Raw genomic sequence first — 24,636 nt, 5'->3', positions numbered from 1 at the left:
CTCCGAAGGGGCGAAATAACCACACCGAAGTGTGGTTATGATTAAAACACCCGCTATTACTGGGTGCTGGTTGTCGTGGTGGTCGTGGTTCCGGTATTGGAGCCATCACCGCCACCGGTTGCCGCCAGCGCGACACCCACGGCTGAACTTACGGTGCTGGCGCTGGCTGCGGTAGAACTTCCCGCAGACGCAGACGTCGCAGCCGAACCTGCCGCTTCCCCGACCTGAACCGGAGCTGCATAGACAGATGTCGCCGCAAGCGCAGATATGGCAAAAATGCCATACAGTACTTTCTTCATAACAATTTCCCTTCAATGAATGAATGGAGATTTGCCCGAAAAGAATTTCAGGCGGAATCGAGTATACACAACTACTGCCGTGGGTTTGCCGTAAGGGGAAATAGGGATGGAGTTTTCGGACTAATGGTTAAAATGGAAATGAAAGACAAATAACATAAATATATAACTGCTATAAATCAATAACTTATAATATGAGCATATTAATGAACCACTACGTATTTTCTTAAAATAAACCGCAGCAATTAACGGGTTAAGCGTCTTTTTCGGATTAAACTCAGATTCAGAATTTGAGTTAACTAACAGACATCAGGAATTATCCGATAAAAAAATGCCGGCATTAAGCCGGCACGTTTTCATGACGTTTTAATTACGCACGCCAGGCTTTATAACGGTTGATCAAACCATTTGTCGAGCTGTCATGGCTGGCAATCGCTTTATCGTCACCCAGCTCTGGCAGAATACGGTTTGCCAGCTGTTTGCCCAGCTCAACGCCCCACTGGTCAAAGGTGAAGATGTTCAGGATGGCGCCCTGCGTGAAGATCTTGTGTTCGTACAGGGCAATCAGCGCGCCCAGGCTGAACGGCGTAATTTCGCGCAGCAGGATGGAGTTGGTTGGGCGGTTGCCTTCGAACACTTTGAACGGCACCACGTGATCCAGGGTTGCCGGATCTTTACCCTGGTCACGGTATTCTTGTTCAACCACTTCGCGGGATTTACCGAACGCCAGCGCTTCGGTCTGCGCAAAGAAGTTCGACAGCAGCTTCGGATGGTGGTCGGACAGCGGGTTATGGGTGATAGCCGGGGCGATGAAATCGCACGGTACCATTTTGGTGCCCTGGTGGATCAGCTGGTAGAAAGCATGCTGGCCGTTGGTGCCCGGCTCGCCCCAGATGATTGGGCCAGTCTGGTAATCCACCGCGTTGCCGTTACGGTCAACGTACTTACCGTTGGATTCCATGTTGCCCTGCTGGAAGTAAGCAGCAAAGCGGTGCATGTACTGGTCGTATGGCAGGATCGCTTCGGTTTCAGCGCCGAAGAAGTTGTTGTACCAGATACCGATCAGCGCCAGCAGCACCGGCAGGTTTTTCTCTGGTGCGGTGGTGGAGAAGTGTTTGTCCATCGCGTGCGCGCCGGAGAGCAGCTCGACGAAGTTGTCGAAGCCCACGGACAGGATGATGGACAGACCGATCGCAGACCACAGGGAGTAGCGGCCGCCGACCCAGTCCCAGAACTCGAACATGTTCGCGGTATCAATGCCGAACTCGCTGACCGCTTTGCCGTTGGTAGACAGCGCCGCGAAGTGTTTCGCCACGTGCTTGTTGTCGCCCGCGGTTTTCAGGAACCAGTCGCGCGCGCTGTGGGCGTTGGTCATGGTTTCCTGAGTGGTGAAGGTTTTGGACGCAACCAGGAACAGGGTGGTTTCCGGGTTCACGTTCTTCAGCACTTCGGCGATGTGGGTACCATCGACGTTAGACACAAAGTGCATATTGAGGTGGTTTTTATACGGGCGCAGCGCTTCGGTCACCATGAACGGACCGAGGTCAGAACCGCCGATACCGATGTTCACCACGTCGGTGATCGCTTTGCCGGTGTAGCCTTTCCAGCTACCGGAGATGATCGCTTCGGAGAAGGTTTTCATCTTTTCCAGCACCGCGTTCACTTCAGGCATGACGTCTTTGCCGTCAACGATGATTGGCGTATTGCTACGGTTACGCAGGGCCACGTGAAGCACGGCACGGTCTTCGGTACGGTTGATCTTCTCGCCGGAGAACATGGATTTGATGGCGTCGGCAAGCTCGGTTTCTTTCGCCAGATCCTGCAGTTTTGCCAGCGTCTCTTCGGTAATGCGGTTTTTGGAGAAATCCACCAGCATCAGGTCGTCGAAGGTCGCGGAGAACTTAGAGAAACGATCGGCATCCTTCGCGAACAGATCCGCGATGGTGACGTCTTTCATTTCATCAAAATGTTTCTGGAGTGCCTGCCAGGCAGCGGTCTGCGTTGGGTTGATGTTTTTCATTAGCAATACTCTTCTGATTTGAGAATTGTGACTGCGGTCGATTGTAGCGCCTGCAAATAAAAATTGTGATGGTTTTTATGCCATTGCCCTGGCCTGCATCAAACACAGGTGAAAAGACCCGAAAAGTATAGCTGCTGAAGCGCACTCCCGGGGCGGCGAAATGTCGGTCAAAAAGCCCTAAAACGGAGCATAAAATCTGGCGCTGTTATAAGTCCTGTTTCTCAGGGGTACCCCCCCATAAAAAATCCGCATAATCCCAGCATTGACAGGACCTCCCCCGCATTTTATTTATAGGGCCGTATTTTGCGCCTGCACCTGTTTTCATTTCATTCTTGTGCCATGGTCGCTTATTCATTCCCTGACACGAGGTTGTTATGACGAGTTTTGTGGTCGCCAAATTTGGCGGCACCAGTGTGGCCGATTACGATGCCATGAACCGCAGCGCCGATGTGGTGCTGGCCGATCCGAATACCCGCCTGGTGGTGCTGTCTGCCTCCGCCGGCGTGACGAACCTGCTGGTTTCTCTGTCTGAAGGACTGGAAGCGACAGAACGTTTCGTGAAGCTGGATGCACTGCGCAAAATTCAGTTCGACATCCTTGAACGTCTGCAGAACCCGAACGTCATCCGCGAGGAAGTGGAACGTCTGCTGGAAAATATCACCACTCTGGCAGAAGCGGCGTCTCTGGCTACCTCCACCGCCCTGACCGACGAACTGGTCAGCCACGGCGAGCTGATGTCCACCCTGCTGTTTGTTGAAATCATGCGCGAGCGTAACGTTCAGGCGCAGTGGTTTGACGTGCGTAAAGTGATGCGTACCAGCGATCGCTTTGGCCGCGCCGAGCCGGACGTTGAGGCGCTGGCGGAGCTGACCAATCAGCAGCTGGCACCACGCCTGGCGGACGGTATTGTGATCACCCAGGGCTTTATCGGCAGTGAAGCGAAAGGTCGCACCACCACGCTTGGCCGCGGCGGCAGCGACTACACCGCCGCGCTGCTGGGCGAAGCCCTGCATGCAACGCGCGTGGATATCTGGACGGACGTTCCGGGCATTTACACCACCGACCCGCGCGTCGTTTCTGCGGCTAAACGTATTGATGTGATCGCCTTTGAAGAAGCGGCGGAAATGGCCACCTTCGGCGCGAAAGTGCTGCACCCGGCAACGCTGCTGCCGGCCGTACGCAGCGATATTCCGGTCTTCGTCGGCTCCAGCAAAGATCCGAAAGCGGGCGGGACGCTGGTCTGCAAGAAAACGGAAAACCCACCGCTGTTCCGCGCCCTGGCCCTGCGCCGTCGCCAGACGCTGGTGACGCTCCACAGCCACAATATGCTGCATTCACGCGGTTTCCTGGCGGAAGTGTTTGGCATTCTGGCGCGCCATAATATCTCGGTGGATCTGATCACCACCTCTGAAGTGAGCATTGCGCTAACGCTGGACACCACCGGCTCGACCTCCACCGGCGACACGCTGCTGACGCAGTCGCTGCTGATTGAGCTGTCTGAGCTGTGCCGCGTGGAAGTAGAAGAAGACCTGGCGCTGGTTGCCATCATCGGCAACAAGCTGTCGCGCGCCTGCGGCGTGGGTAAAGAGGTATTCGGCGTGCTCGACCCGTTCAGCATCCGCATGATCTGCTACGGCGCATCCAGCTACAACCTCTGCTTCCTGGTGCCTGCCGATCAGGCCGAGCAGGTCGTGCAGAAACTTCATCAGAATTTGTTTGAATAAAATTCGTTAGCAGGATAAACAATACCTATAAGCCGGGCACAGACCCGGCTTTTTCATAACTAAACAACACGACAATACTGCAAGGAATCCACTATGTTATCCGCCGTTACGCGGCTGTTCCCGTTATGGGCGCTGCTGCTCTCCGTACTCGCGTATTACACCCCCGCCACGTTCACGGGCATTGGTCCGTGGGTCGCCACGCTGCTGATGCTGATCATGTTCGGTATGGGCGTGCATCTGAAAGTCGACGACTTTAAACGCGTGCTGTCTCGCCCTGCGCCCGTCGCGGCAGGGATCTTCCTGCACTACCTGGTGATGCCGCTTGCGGCGTGGCTGCTGGCGATGGCCTTTAAGATGCCGCCCAATCTCTCCGCCGGGATGGTGCTGGTAGGCAGCGTGGCCAGCGGCACGGCGTCCAACGTCATGATCTACCTGGCGAAAGGCGACGTGGCGCTCTCCGTCACGATCTCGTCCGTTTCGACGCTGGTTGGCGTCGTTGCCACGCCGCTGTTAACTCGCCTGTACGTGGACGCGCATATTCAGGTGGACGTGACGGGCATGCTGCTCAGTATTCTGCAGATTGTGGTGATCCCGATTGCGCTGGGGCTGGTCATTCACCATCTTTTCCCGCGCGTTGTGAAGGCCGTTGAGCCCTACCTGCCCGCGTTTTCGATGGTCTGCATTCTGGCGATCATCAGCGCCGTGGTGGCGGGTTCCGCATCGCACATTGCCTCCGTGGGCTTTATCGTGATTATCGCCGTGGTGCTGCATAACACTATTGGCCTGCTGGGCGGCTACTGGGGCGGGAAGCTGTTCGGTTTTGACGAATCGACCTGCCGCACGCTGGCAATCGAGGTAGGCATGCAGAACTCAGGCCTGGCGGCGGCGCTCGGTAAAATTTACTTCTCCCCGCTGGCGGCCCTGCCCGGCGCGCTGTTCTCCGTCTGGCATAACCTCTCCGGCTCGCTGCTGGCGGGCTACTGGTCCGGCAAACCGATTGATGAACAAACGAAAAAAGATGCGGTGAAGCAGGGTTAATTTGCGCGGCTTGCTTTACACTGAAGCCTCTCTATCAGGAGGCTTCAGCAATGGCTACACCACGTTTGACCCAGAAAGACATGACGGAAGCCGAGCAGCGCGAACTGAAAACGCTTCTCGACCGCGCCCGAATCGCACATGGCCGCACGCTGACGAACGCCGAAACCAATCAGGTGAAAAAAGAGTACATCGATAAGCTGATGGCGCAGCGTGACGCCGCGGCGAAAAAAGCCCGCAAGCTGAAAAAAGAGCAGGCTTATAAACCCGATGCAGAGGCGACCTTTTCCTGGTCCGCCACAACGTCTACCCGTGGAAGGCGCTAATCAGCGCCCTTTCTTTTTGCGCCCCGGCTGGGTAAAGCGTTTTCCATTACCCGGCTTGCCTCGCCCCTTATCTTCCGCCTGAGGCGCCTTCACCACCGGGCGCTTAATCGCCTGGGTTTTCGGTTTGGCTTTGGCCTTCGGCTTCGCTTCGGACGAGGAATTCTCGATAAGCTTGAAGAGTTCAATCAGCTCGTCATCCGTTAAATCGCGCCATTCGCCCAGCGGGATGCCGGACAGGCTGACGTTCATGATGCGCGTGCGTTCCAGCTTCGTCACTTCATAACCGAAGTGCTCGCACATACGGCGGATCTGGCGGTTTAAGCCCTGCACCAGCGTAATGCGGAACGCGAACGGCGCTTCTTTCTTCACCTTACACTTTTTCGTGACGGTACCGAGGATCGGCACGCCCGCGCCCATGCCACGAATAAATTCGTCCGTAACCGGCTTATTTACCGTCACAATGTACTCTTTCTCGTGATCGTTACCGGCACGCAGAATTTTGTTGACCAGATCGCCGTGGTTGGTGAGGAAAATCAGCCCCTGAGAGTCTTTATCCAGACGGCCAATCGGGAAGATACGGCTGCTGTGGTTCACGAAATCAACGATGTTGTCCCGCTCACCGTCTTCCGTGGTGCTGACAATACCAACCGGTTTGTTCAACGCGATAAACACCAGGTCTTCAGCATCACGCGGTTCGATGACCTGACCATTCACTTTAACCACATCGCCAGGGACCACCTGGTCGCCGATGGTGGCGCGTTTGCCGTTAAGAAACACGTTACCCTGTTCAATGTAACGGTCAGCCTCGCGACGTGAGCAGATCCCGCTCTCGCTAATGTATTTGTTTAATCGGGTTGATTGAGTTGGCAGCATAGTTTCTCCTGTGAAGGGCGAAATATACCTTAGGTATGGGCTGGAAAAAAAGATTAGCCGACGGTTACTGAGACGGGTTTTTTATTTTGCGAGACGCTTTCAGGATTTAGCGTCAGGCCATTTATCCTTGAGCTAACTCCTTTTAGCTTTACTCTCCAGAGACAATTATTTGTAGTTTATAAATCACATGGAGTAATATGAAGGAGATCGTTCAGACAGAATCCTTCCAACGCTGGGAGCAAAACTTAAAAGATCGGCGAGCGAAAACCATTATCGCTTCCCGCCTCTTTCGGTTGGCAAATGGTTTAGCGGGCGACATTAAACCCGTGGGCGAAGGTATAAGTGAGCTGAGGATCCACTATGGTCCGGGCTACAGAATCTATTTTAAAGACCAGGGCAATTGCATCATCGTGCTGTTGTGTGGTGGTGACAAAAGCAGCCAGGCCAGAGACATACTTATGGCAAAAATGCTGAGCAATCCCAATGGCAGGAGTGAATGAGCATGCATAAATTAACACCCTACGATCCAGCCAATGCGCTGGTGGATGACGAGGAAATCGCCGTGTTTATGGCTGATGCCTTAGAAACGGGCGATTCAGCGTATATTGCTAAAGCTCTGGGCGTCATCGCGCGAGCGAAAGGAATGTCGACCATTTCACAGCAAACTGGCCTATCACGAGAGCAACTGTATCGATCGTTCAGTGATAAAGGAAACCCAACGCTTAAAACCACTCTGGCGGTCATGAAAGCATTGGGTCTTGGGCTAACAATCAAACACGCTGGAGATTAATACTCACCCCGCTCGTCGTCTTCATCCGGCTGTTCCATCACGCTGTACGCCACCGCGCAGAACAACGAGTTGAGACGCTTCATATCCCCCAGCAGCCCCAGATGCAGGGAGCTGGTCTCGATACTCTGCACGTTCTGCTGGTGCAGACGCTCAACGTGGGCGTGCGAATAGCGGCGGTTCAGAATGCGGAAACGATGCTTGTTGCGGCGCAGGCGGCGCGCGCTCGGCACGTCGCTGGAGAAGAAGACCAGCATCGCCAGCTTGAGGTTGCTGACCAGCTGTTCGTGCAGCGCTTCCAGCTCCTTCAGGCCTTCACCTGAAAACGCACGACGCGCGGCAAGGGATTTGTCGGCGATCTCGCTGCCCATACGCTCAACGATATCCGAGGCCTGCTCAAGGTTAAGCGACATCTCGATGATTTCCGCCCAGCGGCGGGACTCCTCTTCCGCCAGCTCGTCCTGCGGCATACGCGCCAGGTAAAGCTTGATAGCGGTATAGAGCACGTTGATATCGTCCGCCAGTCTGCGCAGTTCTTTCTCTTCACGCGGCTCGCCGTGCATCACCTTTTGCAGGCCTTCGAGCATGGTTTCCATTGCGTCGCCCATGCGCAGCGTCTCGCGCGCGGCATTCGCCAGCGCCAGCGCCGGGGTATCCAGAGCGGACGTATCCAGGTGCTTCGGCTTCAGGCGCGCATCCAGCTCCGGTTCGTCCTGAATGAGACGCTCGCAGAAGCGGGCCATCGGCCCGGCAAAAGGCACCATCGCCAGGCAGCGCACCAGGTTGTAGAACACGTGGAAGTAGATCACCAGCTCCGCCTTCGGCAGCGGGAGATTGTCCATCAGGTTCGCCAGCGGGTGGATAAAGGGCAGGATAATCAGGCTGCCCACCAGCTTAAACAGCAGGCTGCCCAGCGCCACGCGGCGGGCGGCGGCATTGGCCGCGCTGTTGTTAAGCATCGCCAGCAGGCCGGAGCCGAGGTTGGCCCCGATCACCAGACACAGCGCTACCGGGAAAGAGATCGCCCCTGCGGCGGTAAGCGTGGCCGTCAGCAGGACCGCCGCCAGGCTGGAGTAGCTGACGATAGCAAACACCGCGCCAATGAGCGCGTCCAGCATGATGTCCCCGGTCAGGGAGGCGAAGATGACCTGAACGCCATTGGCCTCGGTGATTGGCGTGACCGCCTGCACAATCAGCTCCAGCGCCAGCAGGATCAGCCCGAGGCCAATTCCTACGCGCCCGAGCTGCCCGGCGCGCGTCTGTTTGCGGCCGAGGAAGAAGATGACGCCGAGAAAAATCAGCAGCGGCGACAGCCAGGAGAGATCGAAGGTCAGGATACGCGCCATCAGCGCGGTACCTACATCCGCACCCAGCACAATCACCAGCGCCGGGGCCAGCGCCACCAGATCCTGCGCCACAAAGGAGGTCACAAGCAGTGTCGTGGCGTTACTGCTCTGCACCAGTGCCGTTACGCCAATGCCCGCGCAGAAGGCGAGCGGCTTCTTCTCAACGCTGCTGCTGAGAACGGTACGTAAGCGCGCGCCAAATACGCGCATCACGCCGGTACGGACGATATGGGTGCCCCATACGAGCAGGGCGACTGCCGAGAGCAGGTGTAACAGGGTCAGCACGGAAGGTTTTCCTCCTTATCGTTATTCGTTTTCCATAGGTTCAGTATAAGGGTTTAAACGTAAGAAAGAGACAGGGCGCCCAATGAGCGCCCTGTTTGTTGTAAGGAAAAGTGATTTTAGTCGGCGTCGTAGCCGAGATTAGGCGCCAGCCAGCGCTCCACTTCAGACACGCTCATGCCTTTGCGCAGGGCGTAATCTTCAATCTGATCCCGCTGCAGCTGCGCCACGGCAAAGTACTTGCTGTCCGGATGGCTGAAGTACCAGCCGGAAACGGACGCGCCTGGCCACATGGCGAACGACTCGGTGAGCTTCATGCCGGTATGGGCTTCCACGTCCAGCAGCTTCCAGATGGTGCCTTTTTCGGTGTGCTCCGGACAGGCCGGATAGCCCGGCGCCGGGCGAATGCCCTGGTAATTTTCGCGGATCAGATCCTCATTGCTGAGGTTTTCATTCGCCGCGTAGCCCCAGTGCACCTTACGCACGCGCTCGTGGAGGTACTCGGCGAAGGCTTCCGCCAGGCGGTCGGCAATCGCTTTCACCATGATTTTATTGTAATCATCGTGCTGCGCTTCGAACGCGTCCGCCAGCGCGTCTTCCTCCAGACCGCCGGTTACCGCAAAGGCGCCGATATAGTCGGCTTTACCACTCAGCTTCGGCGCGACAAAATCGGCCAGGCAGTAGTTGGCAAAGCCCACTTTCTCGGTTTGCTGGCGCAGATGACGGCTGACCGCCAGCACGTGGGTGCGGGTTTCATCGCGATAGATTTCGATGTCGTCGCCCACGCGGTTCGCCGGGAACAGGCCCACCACGCCGCGCGGGTTGAGGCTTTTCTCTGCGCTCAGCGTGTCGAGCATATCGTTGGCATCTTTAAACAGGCGCTTCGCCTCCTCGCCAACCACCTCGTCTTCCAGGATGCGCGGATATTTGCCCGCCAGCGACCAGGTCATAAAGAACGGCGTCCAGTCGATGTAGTTGCGCAGCGTCTCGATGCTGGCCGTCACGTCCTGCACGCCCAGACGGTGTGCGACCGGCGGCGTGTAGCTGGACCAGTCGAAGGCCAGATCGTTGTCGCGCGCCGCCTGAAGCGAAACAGGCGGGGTGCGCGGCTTCTTACGGCCGTGCTGGATGCGAACGGTTTCGTACTCTTTGCGGGTGCGCGCCACAAAATCGTCGCGCTGGGTGTCGGAGAGCAGCGCGGAGACCACGCCCACGGTGCGCGAGGCGTTCTGCACGTAGACCGTCGGGCCGCTGTAGTTCTGCTCGATTTTCACCGCCGTATGCGCTTTTGAGGTGGTCGCCCCGCCAATCAATAGCGGAATGGTGAAGCCCTGTCGCTCCATCTCTTTTGCCACGTTGACCATTTCGTCCAGCGACGGCGTAATCAGCCCGGAGAGGCCAATCAGGTCGGCGTTCACTTCGCGCGCGGTCTTGAGGATTTTGTCCGCCGGGACCATCACGCCGAGGTCGATAATCTCGTAGTTATTACACTGCAGCACTACGCCAACGATGTTCTTGCCGATGTCGTGCACGTCGCCCTTCACGGTGGCGATAACCATCTTGCCGTTGCTGGAGCCTTTCTCTTTGCTGGCTTCGATGTAGGGCTCCAGATAGGCCACTGCCTGCTTCATCACGCGGGCGGATTTCACCACCTGCGGCAGGAACATTTTGCCCTCACCGAACAGATCGCCGACCACGTTCATGCCGTCCATCAGGGGACCTTCGATCACCTCAATCGGGCGGGCTGCCTGCTGGCGCGCCTCTTCGGTATCGAGCTCGATAAATTCGGTGATGCCTTTGACCAGCGAGTATTCCAGGCGCTTTTTCACGTCCCACGAACGCCACTCGGCCTGCTGAACGTTTGCCGCCTCATCCGATTTGCTGCCGCGGTATTTCTCCGCCAGGTCCAGCATGCGCTCGGTGGCGGCGTCGCGGCGGTTAAGGATCACGTCCTCGACGGCGTCGCGCAGCTCGGCGGGAAGGTCGTCGTAAATCGCCAGCTGGCCGGCGTTAACGATCCCCATGTCCATGCCGTTGCGGATGGCGTAGTAGAGGAACACGGCGTGGATCGCTTCGCGCACCGGGTCGTTGCCGCGGAACGAGAACGACACGTTCGACACGCCGCCGGAGATCAGCGCATGCGGCAGCTCGCGCTTGATGTCTTCACATGCGCCGATAAAGTCCTGGGCGTAGTTGTTGTGCTCTTCAATCCCGGTAGCGACGGCGAAGATATTTGGGTCAAAGATAATGTCTTCCGGCGGGAAGCCCACCTCTTCGGTCAAAATCTTGTACGCGCGGCGGCATATCTCAATTTTGCGCTCGCGGGTATCGGCCTGGCCCACTTCGTCAAAGGCCATCACCACCACGGCGGCACCGTAGCGGCGGACCATCTTCGCGTGGTGGATAAAGATATCGACACCCTCTTTCATCGAGATGGAGTTAACGATGCCTTTACCCTGGATGCACTTCAGCCCTTTTTCGATGACTTCCCACTTGGAGGAGTCGATCATGATCGGCACGCGGGCAATGTCCGGCTCACCGGCAATCAGGTTGAGGAAACGCACCATCGCCGCTTCGGCGTCGAGCATCCCCTCATCCATGTTGATATCGATAATCTGCGCGCCGCTTTCTACCTGCTGGCGGGCAACGTCCAGCGCTTCGCTGTACTTCTCTTCTTTAATCAGGCGTTTGAACTTTGCGGAACCGGTGACGTTAGTACGCTCACCCACGTTCACAAACAGGCTGTCGTCGCCGATGGTCAACGGCTCCAGGCCGGACAGACGACAGGCAACCGGAAGCTCGGGCAGCTTGCGCGGCGGCAGACCGGCTACGGCGTTGCTCATAGCCGCGATGTGCTCCGGCGTGGTGCCGCAGCAGCCGCCGACGATGTTCAGGAAGCCAGACTCGGCCCACTCGCGGATTTGCGCCGCCATGGTGTCGGCATCGAGATCGTATTCACCAAACGCGTTTGGCAGACCGGCGTTCGGGTGGGCGGTGACATAGCATTCCGCGATACGGGAAAGCTCCTGCACGTACTGGCGCAGTTCATCCGGCCCCAGCGCGCAGTTCAGGCCAAAGGAGAGCGCTTCGGCGTGGCGCAGGGAGTTATAAAACGCTTCGGTTGTCTGGCCGGACAGGGTGCGGCCGGAGGCGTCGGTGATGGTGCCGGAAATCATGATCGGCAGGTCAACGCCCAGCGCCTCAAACTCCTCTTTCACCGCGTAAATCGCGGCTTTGGCGTTGAGGGTGTCGAATACGGTTTCAATCAGAATCAGATCGGAACCGCCTTCCACCAGCGCTTTGGTCGATTCACGGTAGGCCGCGACCAGCTGATCGAAGGTGATATTACGAAACGCCGGGTCGTTGACGTCCGGTGAAATCGACGCGGTGCGGTTCGTCGGGCCAAGCACCCCGGCAACGTAGCGAGGCTTATCCGGCGTGCGGGCCGTCCACTCGTCGGCGCAGGCGCGCGCCAGCTTCGCGGCTTCCAGGTTGATTTCCGCCGACAGGGATTCCATCTGGTAATCCGCCATGGCGATGGTTGTCGAGTTGAATGTGTTGGTTTCAACGATATCCGCACCCGCTTCGAAGTAGGCGTTGTGGATATCCTTAATGACGGACGGCTTGCTGAGCACCAGCAGGTCGTTGTTCCCTTTCAGGTCGCAGGGCCAGTCGGCAAAGCGTTCGCCGCGGAAATCATCTTCACTCAGACGATACCCCTGGATCATGGTGCCCATGCCGCCGTCCAGCACCAGAATTCGTTCATTTAACTGCGCACGCAGTTGCTCTACTTTGCTGCTCACACTTGCTCCCGACAACGCTCAACAAGGCCAAAAGGCTGCGTTCCATACTGGCACAATCTCGCAGGGTGGAAAAGCCGCACAGCGGTAACATGAGACATGTTCACCATCACTCCTCCGATCAGTCAGGATAACGGTTGCAAATTCACCAAATAAAACGAAAATGATTTCCACGATACAGAAAAAGGAGATCGTCATGGTCGCGACCGTTCCCGCTAAACGCGGCAGAAAACCTGCTGCCACCACCGCCGCCGCACAACAGGGCGGACAGGTTCAATCGCTCACGCGCGGTTTGAAGCTGCTGGAGTGGATAGCCGAGTCGCACAGCAGCGTGGCCCTGACGGAGCTGGCCCAGCAGGCTGGCCTGCCGAACTCCACGACGCACCGCCTGCTGACCACCATGCAGCAGCTGGGCTTTGTCCGCCAGGTCGGCGAGCTGGGGCACTGGGCGGTGGGCGCGCATGCGTTTATCGTCGGCAGCAGCTTCCTGCAGAGCCGCAACCTGCTGGCGATTGTGCACCCGATTCTGCGCAAGCTGATGGAGGAGTCCGGCGAGACCGTAAACCTGGCGGTGCTGGACCAGAGCGATCATCAGGCGATTATCATCGACCAGGTGCAGTGCACGCAGCTGATGCGCATGTCCGCACCGATTGGCGGCAAGCTGCCGATGCATGCCTCCGGGGCGGGGAAAGCGTTTCTTTCGCAGCTGAGCGAAGAGCAGGTGACGGGACTGCTGCACCGTAAAGGGCTGCACGCCTATACCCACGCCACGCTGGTGTCGCCCGTGCATCTGAAAGAAGATCTGGCCCTGACCCGCAAGCGCGGCTATTCGTTTGATGATGAAGAACATGCTCTGGGCCTGCGCTGCCTTGCGGCCTGTATTTTTGACGAGCACCGCGAGCCGTTTGCCGCCATCTCCATCTCCGGGCCGATTTCGCGGATGACCGATGACCGCGTGACCGAGCTGGGCGCGCTGGTGATTAAGGCGGCGAAAGAGGTGACGCTGGCGTACGGTGGGATTCGTTGAGATTGAGTGCGGCCTGATGCCCTCACCCCGGCCCTCTCCCACAGGGAGAGGGAGAAAATCTGATGCCCTCACCCTGCTAGAGAGGGTGCAAACCTAATGCAAAACCTCTGCTTGCGGCGGTAAGCGTACACATCTTCGACATGCCCTTTTTTGATCCGCGTTTGCAGCCCGCGCCAGTAGCTGGCGCGGAACAGATCCTCATGCATCTCTTCAAATAACGGCCCGATGCGCGGGTCGGCACACAGCCAGTGGCGAAACTCCTCCGGAAACACATCGCCCGGTGAGACGCTGTACCACGGCTCACCGGAAAGCTCATCTTCCGGGTAGCGGGGCTGTGGTATATCGCGGAAATTCACTTCGGTCATGTAGCAAATTTCGTCGTAATCGTAGAACACCACGCGCCCGTGACGGGTGACGCCGAAGTTTTTAAACAGCATGTCGCCCGGGAAAATATTGGCGGCGGCAAGCTGGCGAATCGCGTTGCCGTATTCTTCAATGGCATCCCGCAGCGCCTGACCTTCGGACTGCTCCAGCCAGATATTCAGCGGCACCATACGGCGTTCGATGTAGAGATGGCTAATCACGATTTTATCACCCAGATCGGTGATTTTCGCGGGCGCTTCCTGCATTAACAGCGCCATGAGCGCCGGGTCGATCTGCTGTTTATCCAGCACAAAGTTTTCGAACTCCTGGGTATCCGCCATGCGCCCGACGCGGTCGTGCTCTTTAACCAGCTGATAGCAGGCGCGAACGTGCGCGGCGGTCATCTCTTTCTGCGGTGCGAATCTGTCTTTAATCACCTTAAAGACCCGGTCGAAACCCGGCAGCGTAAAGACCAGCATCACCATACCGCGAATGCCGGGCGCTTCGATAAACTGCTCATCGGCCGCGGTGACATAGCGCAGGTACTCCCGGTAGCTTTCCGTTTTGGCGTGCTTCTGGCAGCCAATCGCCATATACAGCTCGGCGGTGGTTTTGCCCGGCAGGATTTCGCGCAGCCACTCCACCAGCGCGGCAGGCAGCGGGGCGTACACCATGAAATAGGAGCGAGCGAAGCCAAACACGATGCTGGCCTCGGCGCTGGTAGTCAGGCAGGTATCGACAAACAGTTCCCCGTCGTCGGTACGGTGAATGGGCAGCAGAAACGGCACAATGGCGGTCGGCGTAACCAGTTTGCCCACCAGCCAGGCGGCTTTATTGCGGTAGAAAAGCTCGTTGGCAACCTGCAAATGGCTGTGGCTGAGCACCTCCGCGCCGAAGGTTTCGTTGAGATGGGCGTGGACATAGCCGATATCCCGGGTTTTATTCTCCCAGGGCAGGCGCAGCGGCAGATCCGTTAGCACGCGGTGCAGGAGCTTTTCCCATCCGCGATCGGGAAAGAAATCTTTCGCCAGCGGACGGGGAATGGTTCGAAAGCGTCGCTCGGGCTGGGAGCTGAAGATAAATAACCGCTCAGGAGATAGTGAGCGGTGGTCAAATAACCGACAATAGACGGAGTTGAAAAAGCTCTCCGCAATCTCGAAGCGCGGGTAATCGGGTAACAAATGGGTGTAGTGCTCTTTCACGCGCAGTAAAAATTCCGCGTCCGGGCTTTTACCGTCGGTAATACAGCGCAGCTGCTCCACCACCAGACCCACGTGGTGGTCATAGAGATGGATACGCTGCTTCATGGCCTGCTGAACCGCATGCCAGTCTGCATGTTCGAAGCGCTGCTGCGCGCCGGATGTCACTTCAAGAAAACGACCATACTGGGCATCGAAGCCCTGCAAAATAGTTTGGGCAATCAGCAATTCCAGGCCACGCGACATATATTCCCCCTCACCCCAGCCCTCTCCCCGAGAGGGGAGAGGGGGAAAAGATTAGAACTGTGCTTCTTCCGTTGAACCCGTTAAGGCGGTGACGGAGGAGGTGCCGCCCTGAATTATCGTGGTCACATTGTCAAAGTAGCCGGTCCCCACCTCCTGCTGGTGAGACACGAAGGTGTAACCGTCTTTGCCCGCCGCAAACTCCGGCTGCTGCACCTTCTCAACGTAGTGCTTCATGCCCTCACCCTGCGCATAGGCGTGCGCCAGGTCGAACATGTTGAACCACATGCTGTGGATACCGGCCAGGGTAATGAACTGGTATTTGTAGCCCATGTCGGACAGCTGCTGCTGGAAGCTGGCGATGGTTTTGTCATCCAGCTTTTTCTGCCAGTTGAAGGACGGCGAGCAATTATAGGCCAGCAGTTTGCCCGGATACTTCGCGTGGATGGCGTCAGCAAAGCGTTTTGCCAGCGCCAGATCCGGCGTGGAGGTTTCACACCAGACCAGGTCTGCATAAGGCGCGTACGCCAGGCCGCGGCTGATCGCCTGTTCAATGCCGGCATGGGTGCGGTAGAAGCCTTCGCTGGTACGCTCGCCGGTGATGAACTCGCTGTCGTACGGGTCACAGTCAGAGGTGATCAGGTCCGCCGCATCGGCATCAGTACGGGCAATCACCAGCGTCGGCACGCCGAGCACGTCAGCAGCCAGACGCGCGGCAACCAGCTTCTGTACGGCTTCCTGTGTAGGAACCAGCACCTTACCGCCCATGTGTCCGCATTTTTTCACTGACGCCAGCTGGTCTTCGAAGTGAACGGCCGCTGCACCGGCCTCAATCATCGATTTCATCAGCTCGAAGGCGTTCAGCACACCGCCGAAGCCCGCTTCCGCATCCGCGACGATCGGCAGGAAGTAGTCAATAAAGCGCGGATCGCCAGGTTCGATACCGGCAGCCCACTGGATCTGATCCGCACGGCGGAAGGTATTGTTGATCCGATCCACCACCGACGGCACGGAGTTAGCCGGATAGAGCGACTGATCCGGGTACATGCTGGACGCCAGGTTAGCGTCCGCCGCAACCTGCCAGCCGGAGAGATAGATAGCTTCAATACCGGCCTTCGCCTGCTGCAGCGCCTGACCGCCGGTCAGCGCGCCGAGGCTGTTGATGTAGCCCTTTTTAGAGCCACCGTGCAGCAGCTTCCACATTTTCGCCGCACCGTTCTGTGCCAGCGTGCATTCCGGATTGACCGAGCCGCGTAATTTCACCACTTCCTCCGCGCTGTAAGGACGGCGGATGCCTTCCCAGCGAGGCTGTGTCCACTCTTTCTTCAACTCTTCGATTTGTTGGGTACGGGTTTTCATGTGCAGATGCTCCATATTGTTATGTGGTGAGTTACGCCAGGAAGCGGTAGCCCGGCAGGGTCAGGAAGTCGATTAAGTCATCTGATGTGGTGATTTGCTCCATCAGGCGCGCGGCGTCGTCAAAACGTCCGCTGCTGAAGCGGTGCTCGCCCAGCTCGTCCTGGATCACCCGCATCTCTTCGGCCAGCATCTGGCGGAACAGGGTCTTGGTCACCGGTTTACCGTTGCTGAGCGTTTTTTGATGGTGGATCCACTGCCAGATGGAGGTACGTGAAATCTCCGCCGTCGCGGCATCTTCCATCAGGCCGTAGATAGGTACGCAGCCGTTGCCGGAGATCCACGCTTCGATGTACTGGACCGCGACGCGGATATTGGCACGCATGCCCTCTTCCGTACGCTCGCCCGCACACGGAGCCAGCAGCTGTTCTTCAGCCGTTGGGGCATCGTCTTCACGCGTGACAAACAGCTGGTTTTTGTTGTCGCCGAGAACGCGGTTAAAGACCTCCATCGCCGTATCGGCAAGGCCAGGATGGGCAATCCACGTGCCGTCGTGACCGTTACGGGCTTCAAGCTCTTTGTCGGCTTTAACCTTGTTGAGCACCTGATTGTTGCGCTCTGCGTCTTTGCTCGGGATAAATGCCGCCATGCCGCCCATCGCAAAGGCACCGCGCTTGTGGCAGGTTTTGATCAGCAGGCGCGAGTAAGCGCTCAGGAACGGTTTATCCATGGTCACGACCTGGCGATCCGGCAACACGCGGTCGGGATAGTTTTTCAGGGTTTTGATGTAGCTGAAAATATAGTCCCAGCGCCCGCAGTTCAGGCCGACAATGTGGTCGCGCAGGGCGTGCAGAATTTCATTCATCTGGAACACGGCAGGCAGCGTTTCAATCAGCAGCGTGGCTTTGATGGTGCCGCGCGGCAGGTTGAAACGATCTTCCGCATAGCTGAAGACCTCGCTCCACCAGGCCGCTTCTTGCCAGGCCTGCGTTTTTGGCAGATAGAAATAAGGGCCGCTGCCTTTTGCCAGCAGGTTCTTGTAGTTGTGGAAGAAATAGAGTGCGAAATCAAACAGGCTGCCCGGAATGGCTTCCCCACGCCAGGTGACATGTTTTTCAGGCAGGTGCAGGCCGCGTACGCGACAGATCAGCACCGCCGGGTTCGGTTTGAGCTGGTAAATTTTGCCGGCTTCGTTGGTATAGCTGATGGTACCGTTCACGGCGTCGCGCAGGTTGATCTGCCCCTCGATGACCTTACGCCAGTCCGGCGCCAGAGAGTCTTCAAAATCGGCCATGAAGACTTTAACGTTGGCGTTCATGGCGTTGATCACCATTTTACGCTCTACCGGGCCGGTGATCTCAACGCGACGATCCTGTAAATCTTCAGGGATGCCGCGGATTTTCCATTCGCCGCGACGAATGGAAGCGGTTTCCGAAATGAAGCCAGGCAACTTGCCATCGTCAATTTCCTGCTGCTGATGAATGCGTGCCGCCAGCAGCTTATTACGCTGCGGCGTAAAGCGGGTCACCAGTTCAGTGAGAAATTCTACCGCTTCCGCCGTCAAAACTTGCTGTTCTTGATCACCATACGGCTGGGTAAAGGCCAGTTCATCGACCGTCGTTGCCTGTTGAGTCATTACTCTGCTCCTCATCAAAGATCCAAAATCACGCCCCCGATGCGAACGAAAGATCGTTGGGTAGTTTTCGCTCAGCAGAATTAAGACTATCTATATTTTTTCTAAAATCAAAAACAATTTCCATTTTAATTTAATATTGAATTTAATTGTCTGATTTTATTGAAATTAAAGTTTAACTGGAGGGTGGGCGACATTTCGGAAATAAAAAAGGCACCCGAAGGTGCCTGATTTGAATAGCTGAAACGCTTTAGGATCGTTTAGTGCAGAAGATTACTCCAGCGTCGGATTCATGTGACGCAGATCGTATGGCGTTATCTGGTAGACGTAATAGTTGAGCCAGTTAGTGAAAAGCAAATTTCCGTGGCTGCGCCAGGTTGCTCTCGGTTTGTTTTGCGGATCGTCTTTCGGGAAATAGTTGTACGGTACATCCGGATTAAGACCCGCTTCGACATCACGGAAATACTCTGATGCGAGGGTATGCGGATCGTACTCAGGATGTCCGGTCACAAAAGCAATGCGTTTATCCTTGCTGGCAAACAGATAAGCATCTCCATCTTCCGTTTCGGCCAGGATCTCCAGATCGGTGTAATCACGAATCAGCTGGGCCGGGAAATCGGCGTAGCGAGAATGCGGGGCCAGGAAAGAGTCATCGAAACCGCGCGTCAGCAACGCATGTGGATGAAGAATGTGGTGTTCGTATACGCCAGAGAGCTTTTCAGTGCGGGTTTGCTTGGGGATGCCATAAAGAATATTCAGTGCGGCTTGTACCGCCCAACAGACAAACAATGTGGAGGTAACGTGATCTTTTGCCCACTCCAGAACCTGTTTGATCTGCGGCCAGTAGGCGACATCGTTAAATTCAACCAGACCGAGCGGCGCGCCGGTCACGATCAGTCCGTCAAAGTTTTCCCCCTGAATGTCATCGAAGTTACAGTAGAAGTTGTTCAGATGCTCAGATGGCGTGTTACGTGATTCACGGGCATCGATTCGCAGCAGCTGGATATCCACCTGCAGCGGAGAGTTCGACAGAAGACGCAGGAACTGGTTTTCTGTTTCGATCTTTTTTGGCATCAGATTGAGAATAAGCACCTTCAGCGGGCGAATTTCCTGACCTGTCGCACGCGAAGCCGTCATGACGAAGACGTTTTCTTCACGCAAGAAATTGACGGCTGGTAGCTCGTCCTGCACCCGAATCGGCATAACTTAATATCCTCACAGCATACGTATAAACGTTTAGACATCCAGATAGCTAACGATACCCAGAAACGGGCATAATGTCGAGTCTGCAAGAAGAAGGTGAGAAAGTTTCAAGAAGGGGGAGAGGGAAAAACAAAAGCAAAAAACCCCGCACCTTACGGTACGGGGTTCTTCTAATTGATGCCTGGCAGTTCCCTACTCTCACATGGGGAGACCCCACACTACCATCGGCGCTACGGCGTTTCACTTCTGAGTTCGGCATGGGGTCAGGTGGGACCACCGCGCTAAAGCCGCCAGGCAAATTCTGTTAATCTGTATCAGAGCTGAAAATCGTGTCTGTCTCATCCGCCGAAACAGCTTCGGCGTTGTAAGGTTAAGCCTCACGGTTCATTAGTATCGGTTAGCTCAACGCATCGCTGCGCTTACACACCCGACCTATCAACGTCGTAGTCTTCAACGTTCCTTCAGGACTCTCAGGGAGTCAGGGAGAACTCATCTCGGGGCAAGTTTCGTGCTTAGATGCTTTCAGCACTTATCTTTTCCGCATTTAGCTACCGGGCAGTGCCATTGGCATGACAACCCGAACACCAGTGATGCGTCCACTCCGGTCCTCTCGTACTAGGAGCAGCCCCCCTCAATTCTCCAGCGCCCACGGCAGATAGGGACCGAACTGTCTCACGACGTTCTAAACCCAGCTCGCGTACCACTTTAAATGGCGAACAGCCATACCCTTGGGACCTACTTCAGCCCCAGGATGTGATGAGCCGACATCGAGGTGCCAAACACCGCCGTCGATATGAACTCTTGGCGGTATCAGCCTGTTATCCCCGGAGTACCTTTTATCCGTTGAGCGATGGCCCTTCCATTCAGAACCACCGGATCACTATGACCTGCTTTCGCACCTGCTCGAGCCGTCACTCTCGCAGTCAAGCTAGCTTATGCCATTGCACTAACCTCCTGATGTCCGACCAGGATTAGCTAACCTTCGTGCTCCTCCGTTACTCTTTGGGAGGAGACCGCCCCAGTCAAACTACCCACCAGACACTGTCCGCAACCCGGATCACGGGTCTACGTTAGAACACCAGCCATTAAAGGGTGGTATTTCAAGGATGGCTCCACGCAGACTGGCGTCCACGCTTCAAAGCCTCCCACCTATCCTACACATCAAGGACCAGTGTTCAGTGTCAAGCTATAGTAAAGGTTCACGGGGTCTTTCCGTCTTGCCGCGGGTACACTGCATCTTCACAGCGAGTTCAATTTCACTGAGTCTCGGGTGGAGACAGCCTGGCCATCATTACGCCATTCGTGCAGGTCGGAACTTACCCGACAAGGAATTTCGCTACCTTAGGACCGTTATAGTTACGGCCGCCGTTTACCGGGGCTTCGATCAAGAGCTTCGCGTTGCCGCTAACCCCATCAATTAACCTTCCGGCACCGGGCAGGCGTCACACCGTATACGTCCACTTTCGTGTTTGCACAGTGCTGTGTTTTTAATAAACAGTTGCAGCCAGCTGGTATCTTCGACTGATTTCAGCTCCACCCGCAGGGGCTTCACCTACATATCAGCGTGCCTTCTCCCGAAGTTACGGCACCATTTTGCCTAGTTCCTTCACCCGAGTTCTCTCAAGCGCCTTGGTATTCTCTACCTGACCACCTGTGTCGGTTTGGGGTACGATTTGATGTTACCTGATGCTTAGAGGCTTTTCCTGGAAGCAGGGCATTTGTTACTTCAGCACCGTAGTGCCTCGTCATCACACCTCAGCGTTAAAAGGTACCGGATTTACCTGGAACCTCCGCCTACATGCTTAAACCGGGACAACCGTCGCCCGGCTAACATAGCCTTCTCCGTCCCCCTTCGCAGTAACACCAAGTACAGGAATATTAACCTGTTTCCCATCGACTACGCCTTTCGGCCTCGCCTTAGGGGTCGACTCACCCTGCCCCGATTAACGTTGGACAGGAACCCTTGGTCTTCCGGCGAGCGGGCTTTTCACCCGCTTTATCGTTACTTATGTCAGCATTCGCACTTCTGATACCTCCAGCATGCCTCACAGCACACCTTCAACGGCTTACAGAACGCTCCCCTACCCAACAACGCCTAAGCGTCGCTGCCGCAGCTTCGGTGCATGGTTTAGCCCCGTTACATCTTCCGCGCAGGCCGACTCGACCAGTGAGCTATTACGCTTTCTTTAAATGATGGCTGCTTCTAAGCCAACATCCTGGCTGTCTGTGCCTTCCCACATCGTTTCCCACTTAACCATGACTTTGGGACCTTAGCTGGCGGTCTGGGTTGTTTCCCTCTTCACGACGGACGTTAGCACCCGCCGTGTGTCTCCCGTGATAACATTCTTCGGTATTCGTAGTTTGCATCGGGTTGGTAAGCCGGGATGGCCCCTAGCCGAAACAGTGCTCTACCCCGAAGATGAGTTCACGAGGCGCTACCTAAATAGCTTTCGGGGAGAACCAGCTATCTCCCGGTTTGATTGGCCTTTCACCCCCAGCCACAAGTCATCCGCTAATTTTTCAACATTAGTCGGTTCGGTCCTCCAGTTAGTGTTACCCAACCTTCAACCTGCCCATGGCTAGATCACCGGGTTTCGGGTCTATACCCTGCAACTTAACGCCCAGTTAAGACTCGGTTTCCCTTCGGCTCCCCTATACGGTTAACCTTGCTACAGAATATAAGTCGCTGACCCATTATACAAAAGGTACGCAGTCACACCACAAGGGTGCTCCCACTGCTTGTACGTACACGGTTTCAGGTTCTTTTTCACTCCCCTCGCCGGGGTTCTTTTCGCCTTTCCCTCACGGTACTGGTTCACTATCGGTCAGTCAGGAGTATTTAGCCTTGGAGGATGGTCCCCCATATTCAGACAGGATACCACGTGTCCCGCCCTACTCTTCGAGTTCACAGCCTGTGTGCTTTCGTGTACGGGACTGTCACCCTGTACCGTGCGACTTTCCAGACGCTTCCACTAACACACAAGCTGATTCAGACTCTGGGCTGCTCCCCGTTCGCTCGCCGCTACTGGGGAATCTCGGTTGATTTCTTTTCCTCGGGGTACTTAGATGTTTCAGTTCCCCCGGTTCGCCTCGTTAACCTATGTATTCAGTTAACGATAGTGTGACGAATCACACTGGGTTTCCCCATTCGGACATCGCCGGGTCAAAGGTTCATATCACCTCGCCGGCGCTTTTCGCAGATTAGCACGTCCTTCATCGCCTCTGACTGCCAGGGCATCCACCGTGTACGCTTAGTCGCTTAACCTCACAACCCGAAGATGTTTCACTTCTGATTGCGAAAATTTGAGAGACTCGAACACACCATTAAAGATGTGTCGTTTCAATTTTCAGCTTGATCCAGATTTTTAAAGAGCAAAACTTCTTAATGCACTCAAAAGTACATTCAGAAGTTCATCATTCATCAGACAATCTGTGTGAGCACTACAAAGGCAGGTTCTTTAAGGTAAGGAGGTGATCCAACCGCAGGTTCCCCTACGGTTACCTTGTTACGACTTCACCCCAGTCATGAATCACAAAGTGGTAAGCGCCCTCCCGAAGGTTAAGCTACCTACTTCTTTTGCAACCCACTCCCATGGTGTGACGGGCGGTGTGTACAAGGCCCGGGAACGTATTCACCGTAGCATTCTGATCTACGATTACTAGCGATTCCGACTTCATGGAGTCGAGTTGCAGACTCCAATCCGGACTACGACGCACTTTATGAGGTCCGCTTGCTCTCGCGAGGTCGCTTCTCTTTGTATGCGCCATTGTAGCACGTGTGTAGCCCTACTCGTAAGGGCCATGATGACTTGACGTCATCCCCACCTTCCTCCAGTTTATCACTGGCAGTCTCCTTTGAGTTCCCGGCCGAACCGCTGGCAACAAAGGATAAGGGTTGCGCTCGTTGCGGGACTTAACCCAACATTTCACAACACGAGCTGACGACAGCCATGCAGCACCTGTCTCAGAGTTCCCGAAGGCACCAATCCATCTCTGGAAAGTTCTCTGGATGTCAAGAGTAGGTAAGGTTCTTCGCGTTGCATCGAATTAAACCACATGCTCCACCGCTTGTGCGGGCCCCCGTCAATTCATTTGAGTTTTAACCTTGCGGCCGTACTCCCCAGGCGGTCGACTTAACGCGTTAGCTCCGGAAGCCACGCCTCAAGGGCACAACCTCCAAGTCGACATCGTTTACGGCGTGGACTACCAGGGTATCTAATCCTGTTTGCTCCCCACGCTTTCGCACCTGAGCGTCAGTCTTTGTCCAGGGGCCGCCTTCGCCACCGGTATTCCTCCAGATCTCTACGCATTTCACCGCTACACCTGGAATTCTACCCCCCTCTACAAGACTCTAGCCTGCCAGTTTCGAATGCAGTTCCCAGGTTGAGCCCGGGGATTTCACATCCGACTTGACAGACCGCCTGCGTGCGCTTTACGCCCAGTAATTCCGATTAACGCTTGCACCCTCCGTATTACCGCGGCTGCTGGCACGGAGTTAGCCGGTGCTTCTTCTGCGGGTAACGTCAATCGACAAGGTTATTAACCTTATCGCCTTCCTCCCCGCTGAAAGTACTTTACAACCCGAAGGCCTTCTTCATACACGCGGCATGGCTGCATCAGGCTTGCGCCCATTGTGCAATATTCCCACTGCTGCCTCCCGTAGGAGTCTGGACCGTGTCTCAGTTCCAGTGTGGCTGGTCATCCTCTCAGACCAGCTAGGGATCGTCGCCTAGGTGAGCCATTACCCCACCTACTAGCTAATCCCATCTGGGCACATCTGATGGCAAGAGGCCCGAAGGTCCCCCTCTTTGGTCTTGCGACGTTATGCGGTATTAGCTACCGTTTCCAGTAGTTATCCCCCTCCATCAGGCAGTTTCCCAGACATTACTCACCCGTCCGCCGCTCGCCGGCAAAGTAGCAAGCTACTTTCCGCTGCCGCTCGACTTGCATGTGTTAGGCCTGCCGCCAGCGTTCAATCTGAGCCATGATCAAACTCTTCAATTTAAGTTTGATGCTCGTGAATTAAACTTCGTAATGAATTACGTATGTTCACTCAGAGACTTGGTATTCATTTTTCGTCTTGCGACGTTAAGAATCCATGTCACTTTGAGTGCCCACACAGA

Annotated in this window: 15 protein-coding genes and 3 rRNA genes; 6 read left to right on the top strand and 12 right to left on the bottom strand. The window is 55.9% G+C overall.

Translation table 11 applies throughout. The annotated features are described in order from the left end of the window. Nucleotides 1-56: 56 nt before the first annotated feature. Nucleotides 57-299, bottom strand: a complete 243-nt coding sequence (yjbE, locus tag HB664_RS04560; RefSeq protein ID WP_008503423.1) for an exopolysaccharide production protein YjbE — start codon at nucleotides 297-299, stop codon at nucleotides 57-59. A 367-nt stretch (nucleotides 300-666) separates the two neighbouring features. Next, nucleotides 667-2,316: a glucose-6-phosphate isomerase gene (gene pgi / locus HB664_RS04555; RefSeq protein WP_048977787.1), complete on the bottom strand. Its 1,650-nt coding sequence runs from the start codon at nucleotides 2,314-2,316 to the stop codon at nucleotides 667-669. 374 nt (nucleotides 2,317-2,690) lie between these two features. Between pgi and lysC the strand changes: the two genes are divergently transcribed. From lysC to HB664_RS04540, 3 genes are all read left to right on the top strand, one after another. Continuing rightward, entirely contained in the window at nucleotides 2,691-4,040 is a 1,350-nt protein-coding gene (lysC, locus tag HB664_RS04550; protein WP_023309996.1) for a lysine-sensitive aspartokinase 3, read from the top strand. A 93-nt stretch (nucleotides 4,041-4,133) separates the two neighbouring features. Next, nucleotides 4,134-5,078, top strand: a complete 945-nt coding sequence (panS, locus tag HB664_RS04545; protein ID WP_219940409.1) for a ketopantoate/pantoate/pantothenate transporter PanS — start codon at nucleotides 4,134-4,136, stop codon at nucleotides 5,076-5,078. 50 nt (nucleotides 5,079-5,128) lie between these two features. Further along, nucleotides 5,129-5,401, top strand: a complete 273-nt coding sequence (locus tag HB664_RS04540) for a DUF3811 domain-containing protein (protein WP_023309994.1) — start codon at nucleotides 5,129-5,131, stop codon at nucleotides 5,399-5,401. Here the strand turns inward: HB664_RS04540 and rluF are convergent, their stop codons facing one another. Then, entirely contained in the window at nucleotides 5,402-6,274 is an 873-nt protein-coding gene (rluF, locus tag HB664_RS04535; protein WP_023309993.1) for a 23S rRNA pseudouridine(2604) synthase RluF, read from the bottom strand. A 197-nt stretch (nucleotides 6,275-6,471) separates the two neighbouring features. Here rluF and HB664_RS04530 point away from each other — a divergent pair, with 197 nt between their 5' ends. Continuing rightward, nucleotides 6,472-6,774 carry a type II toxin-antitoxin system RelE/ParE family toxin gene (locus tag HB664_RS04530; RefSeq protein WP_033144376.1) on the top strand — a complete coding sequence of 101 codons (303 nt, stop codon included), beginning with the start codon at nucleotides 6,472-6,474 and terminating at the stop codon, nucleotides 6,772-6,774. A 2-nt stretch (nucleotides 6,775-6,776) separates the two neighbouring features. Then, the gene (locus HB664_RS04525; RefSeq protein ID WP_033144375.1) at nucleotides 6,777-7,064 is read left to right on the top strand and encodes an addiction module antidote protein; all 288 of its coding nucleotides are present in this window, start codon (nucleotides 6,777-6,779) and stop codon (nucleotides 7,062-7,064) included. Here the strand turns inward: HB664_RS04525 and HB664_RS04520 are convergent. Further along, complete coding sequence (locus HB664_RS04520) at nucleotides 7,061-8,692, bottom strand: Na/Pi cotransporter family protein (protein ID WP_219940408.1); 1,632 nt, start codon at nucleotides 8,690-8,692, stop codon at nucleotides 7,061-7,063. The genes HB664_RS04525 and HB664_RS04520 overlap by 4 nt on opposite strands. Nucleotides 8,693-8,808: 116 nt before the next feature. Further along, the gene (gene metH / locus HB664_RS04515) at nucleotides 8,809-12,492 is read right to left on the bottom strand and encodes a methionine synthase (protein WP_219940407.1); all 3,684 of its coding nucleotides are present in this window, start codon (nucleotides 12,490-12,492) and stop codon (nucleotides 8,809-8,811) included. Between the two features lie 193 nt (nucleotides 12,493-12,685). On the opposite strand from metH, the gene iclR reads away from it, so the two are divergent. Beyond that, nucleotides 12,686-13,516, top strand: coding sequence for a glyoxylate bypass operon transcriptional repressor IclR (gene iclR, locus HB664_RS04510; protein WP_045888359.1), 831 nt, complete (start codon nucleotides 12,686-12,688; stop codon nucleotides 13,514-13,516). 68 nt (nucleotides 13,517-13,584) lie between these two features. Here the strand turns inward: iclR and aceK are convergent, their stop codons facing one another. The 7 genes from aceK to HB664_RS04475 form a co-directional block, all read right to left on the bottom strand. Next, the gene (aceK, locus tag HB664_RS04505) at nucleotides 13,585-15,324 is read right to left on the bottom strand and encodes a bifunctional isocitrate dehydrogenase kinase/phosphatase (protein ID WP_219940406.1); all 1,740 of its coding nucleotides are present in this window, start codon (nucleotides 15,322-15,324) and stop codon (nucleotides 13,585-13,587) included. 51 nt (nucleotides 15,325-15,375) lie between these two features. Then, on the bottom strand, nucleotides 15,376-16,680 hold the full coding sequence (aceA, locus tag HB664_RS04500; RefSeq protein ID WP_024906665.1) for an isocitrate lyase: 1,305 nt from the start codon (nucleotides 16,678-16,680) through the stop codon (nucleotides 15,376-15,378). A 31-nt stretch (nucleotides 16,681-16,711) separates the two neighbouring features. Then, nucleotides 16,712-18,313, bottom strand: a complete 1,602-nt coding sequence (aceB, locus tag HB664_RS04495; protein WP_219940405.1) for a malate synthase A — start codon at nucleotides 18,311-18,313, stop codon at nucleotides 16,712-16,714. Nucleotides 18,314-18,583: 270 nt separating this feature from the next. Continuing rightward, nucleotides 18,584-19,513 carry a homoserine O-succinyltransferase gene (metA, locus tag HB664_RS04490; protein ID WP_024906663.1) on the bottom strand — a complete coding sequence of 310 codons (930 nt, stop codon included), beginning with the start codon at nucleotides 19,511-19,513 and terminating at the stop codon, nucleotides 18,584-18,586. Between the two features lie 179 nt (nucleotides 19,514-19,692). Next, nucleotides 19,693-19,808, bottom strand: a 5S ribosomal RNA gene (gene rrf / locus HB664_RS04485). Between the two features lie 71 nt (nucleotides 19,809-19,879). Next, a 23S ribosomal RNA gene (locus HB664_RS04480) occupies nucleotides 19,880-22,778 on the bottom strand. Between the two features lie 199 nt (nucleotides 22,779-22,977). Continuing rightward, nucleotides 22,978-24,517, bottom strand: a 16S ribosomal RNA gene (locus HB664_RS04475). The 16S, 23S and 5S rRNA genes sit together here, the layout of an rRNA operon. Between the last annotated feature and the right edge of the window lie 119 nt (nucleotides 24,518-24,636).

This window comes from Enterobacter sp. DNB-S2 (assembly GCF_019443845.1).
GTDB classification, from domain to species: domain Bacteria; phylum Pseudomonadota; class Gammaproteobacteria; order Enterobacterales; family Enterobacteriaceae; genus Enterobacter; species Enterobacter asburiae_B.
This window is presented reverse-complemented; position numbering and strand designations above follow the sequence as displayed.

What these genes read in the sequence shown, in the direction of transcription:
- yjbE (WP_008503423.1), bottom strand. Translation starts at nt 299, where the DNA reads ATGAAGAAAGTACTGTATGGCATTTTTGCCATATCTGCGCTTGCGGCG.
- pgi (WP_048977787.1), bottom strand. Translation starts at nt 2,316, where the DNA reads ATGAAAAACATCAACCCAACGCAGACCGCTGCCTGGCAGGCACTCCAG.
- lysC (WP_023309996.1), top strand. Translation starts at nt 2,691, where the DNA reads ATGACGAGTTTTGTGGTCGCCAAATTTGGCGGCACCAGTGTGGCCGAT.
- panS (WP_219940409.1), top strand. Translation starts at nt 4,134, where the DNA reads ATGTTATCCGCCGTTACGCGGCTGTTCCCGTTATGGGCGCTGCTGCTC.
- HB664_RS04540 (WP_023309994.1), top strand. Translation starts at nt 5,129, where the DNA reads ATGGCTACACCACGTTTGACCCAGAAAGACATGACGGAAGCCGAGCAG.
- rluF (WP_023309993.1), bottom strand. Translation starts at nt 6,274, where the DNA reads ATGCTGCCAACTCAATCAACCCGATTAAACAAATACATTAGCGAGAGC.
- HB664_RS04530 (WP_033144376.1), top strand. Translation starts at nt 6,472, where the DNA reads ATGAAGGAGATCGTTCAGACAGAATCCTTCCAACGCTGGGAGCAAAAC.
- HB664_RS04525 (WP_033144375.1), top strand. Translation starts at nt 6,777, where the DNA reads ATGCATAAATTAACACCCTACGATCCAGCCAATGCGCTGGTGGATGAC.
- iclR (WP_045888359.1), top strand. Translation starts at nt 12,686, where the DNA reads ATGGTCGCGACCGTTCCCGCTAAACGCGGCAGAAAACCTGCTGCCACC.
- aceK (WP_219940406.1), bottom strand. Translation starts at nt 15,324, where the DNA reads ATGTCGCGTGGCCTGGAATTGCTGATTGCCCAAACTATTTTGCAGGGC.
- aceA (WP_024906665.1), bottom strand. Translation starts at nt 16,680, where the DNA reads ATGAAAACCCGTACCCAACAAATCGAAGAGTTGAAGAAAGAGTGGACA.
- aceB (WP_219940405.1), bottom strand. Translation starts at nt 18,313, where the DNA reads ATGACTCAACAGGCAACGACGGTCGATGAACTGGCCTTTACCCAGCCG.
- metA (WP_024906663.1), bottom strand. Translation starts at nt 19,513, where the DNA reads ATGCCGATTCGGGTGCAGGACGAGCTACCAGCCGTCAATTTCTTGCGT.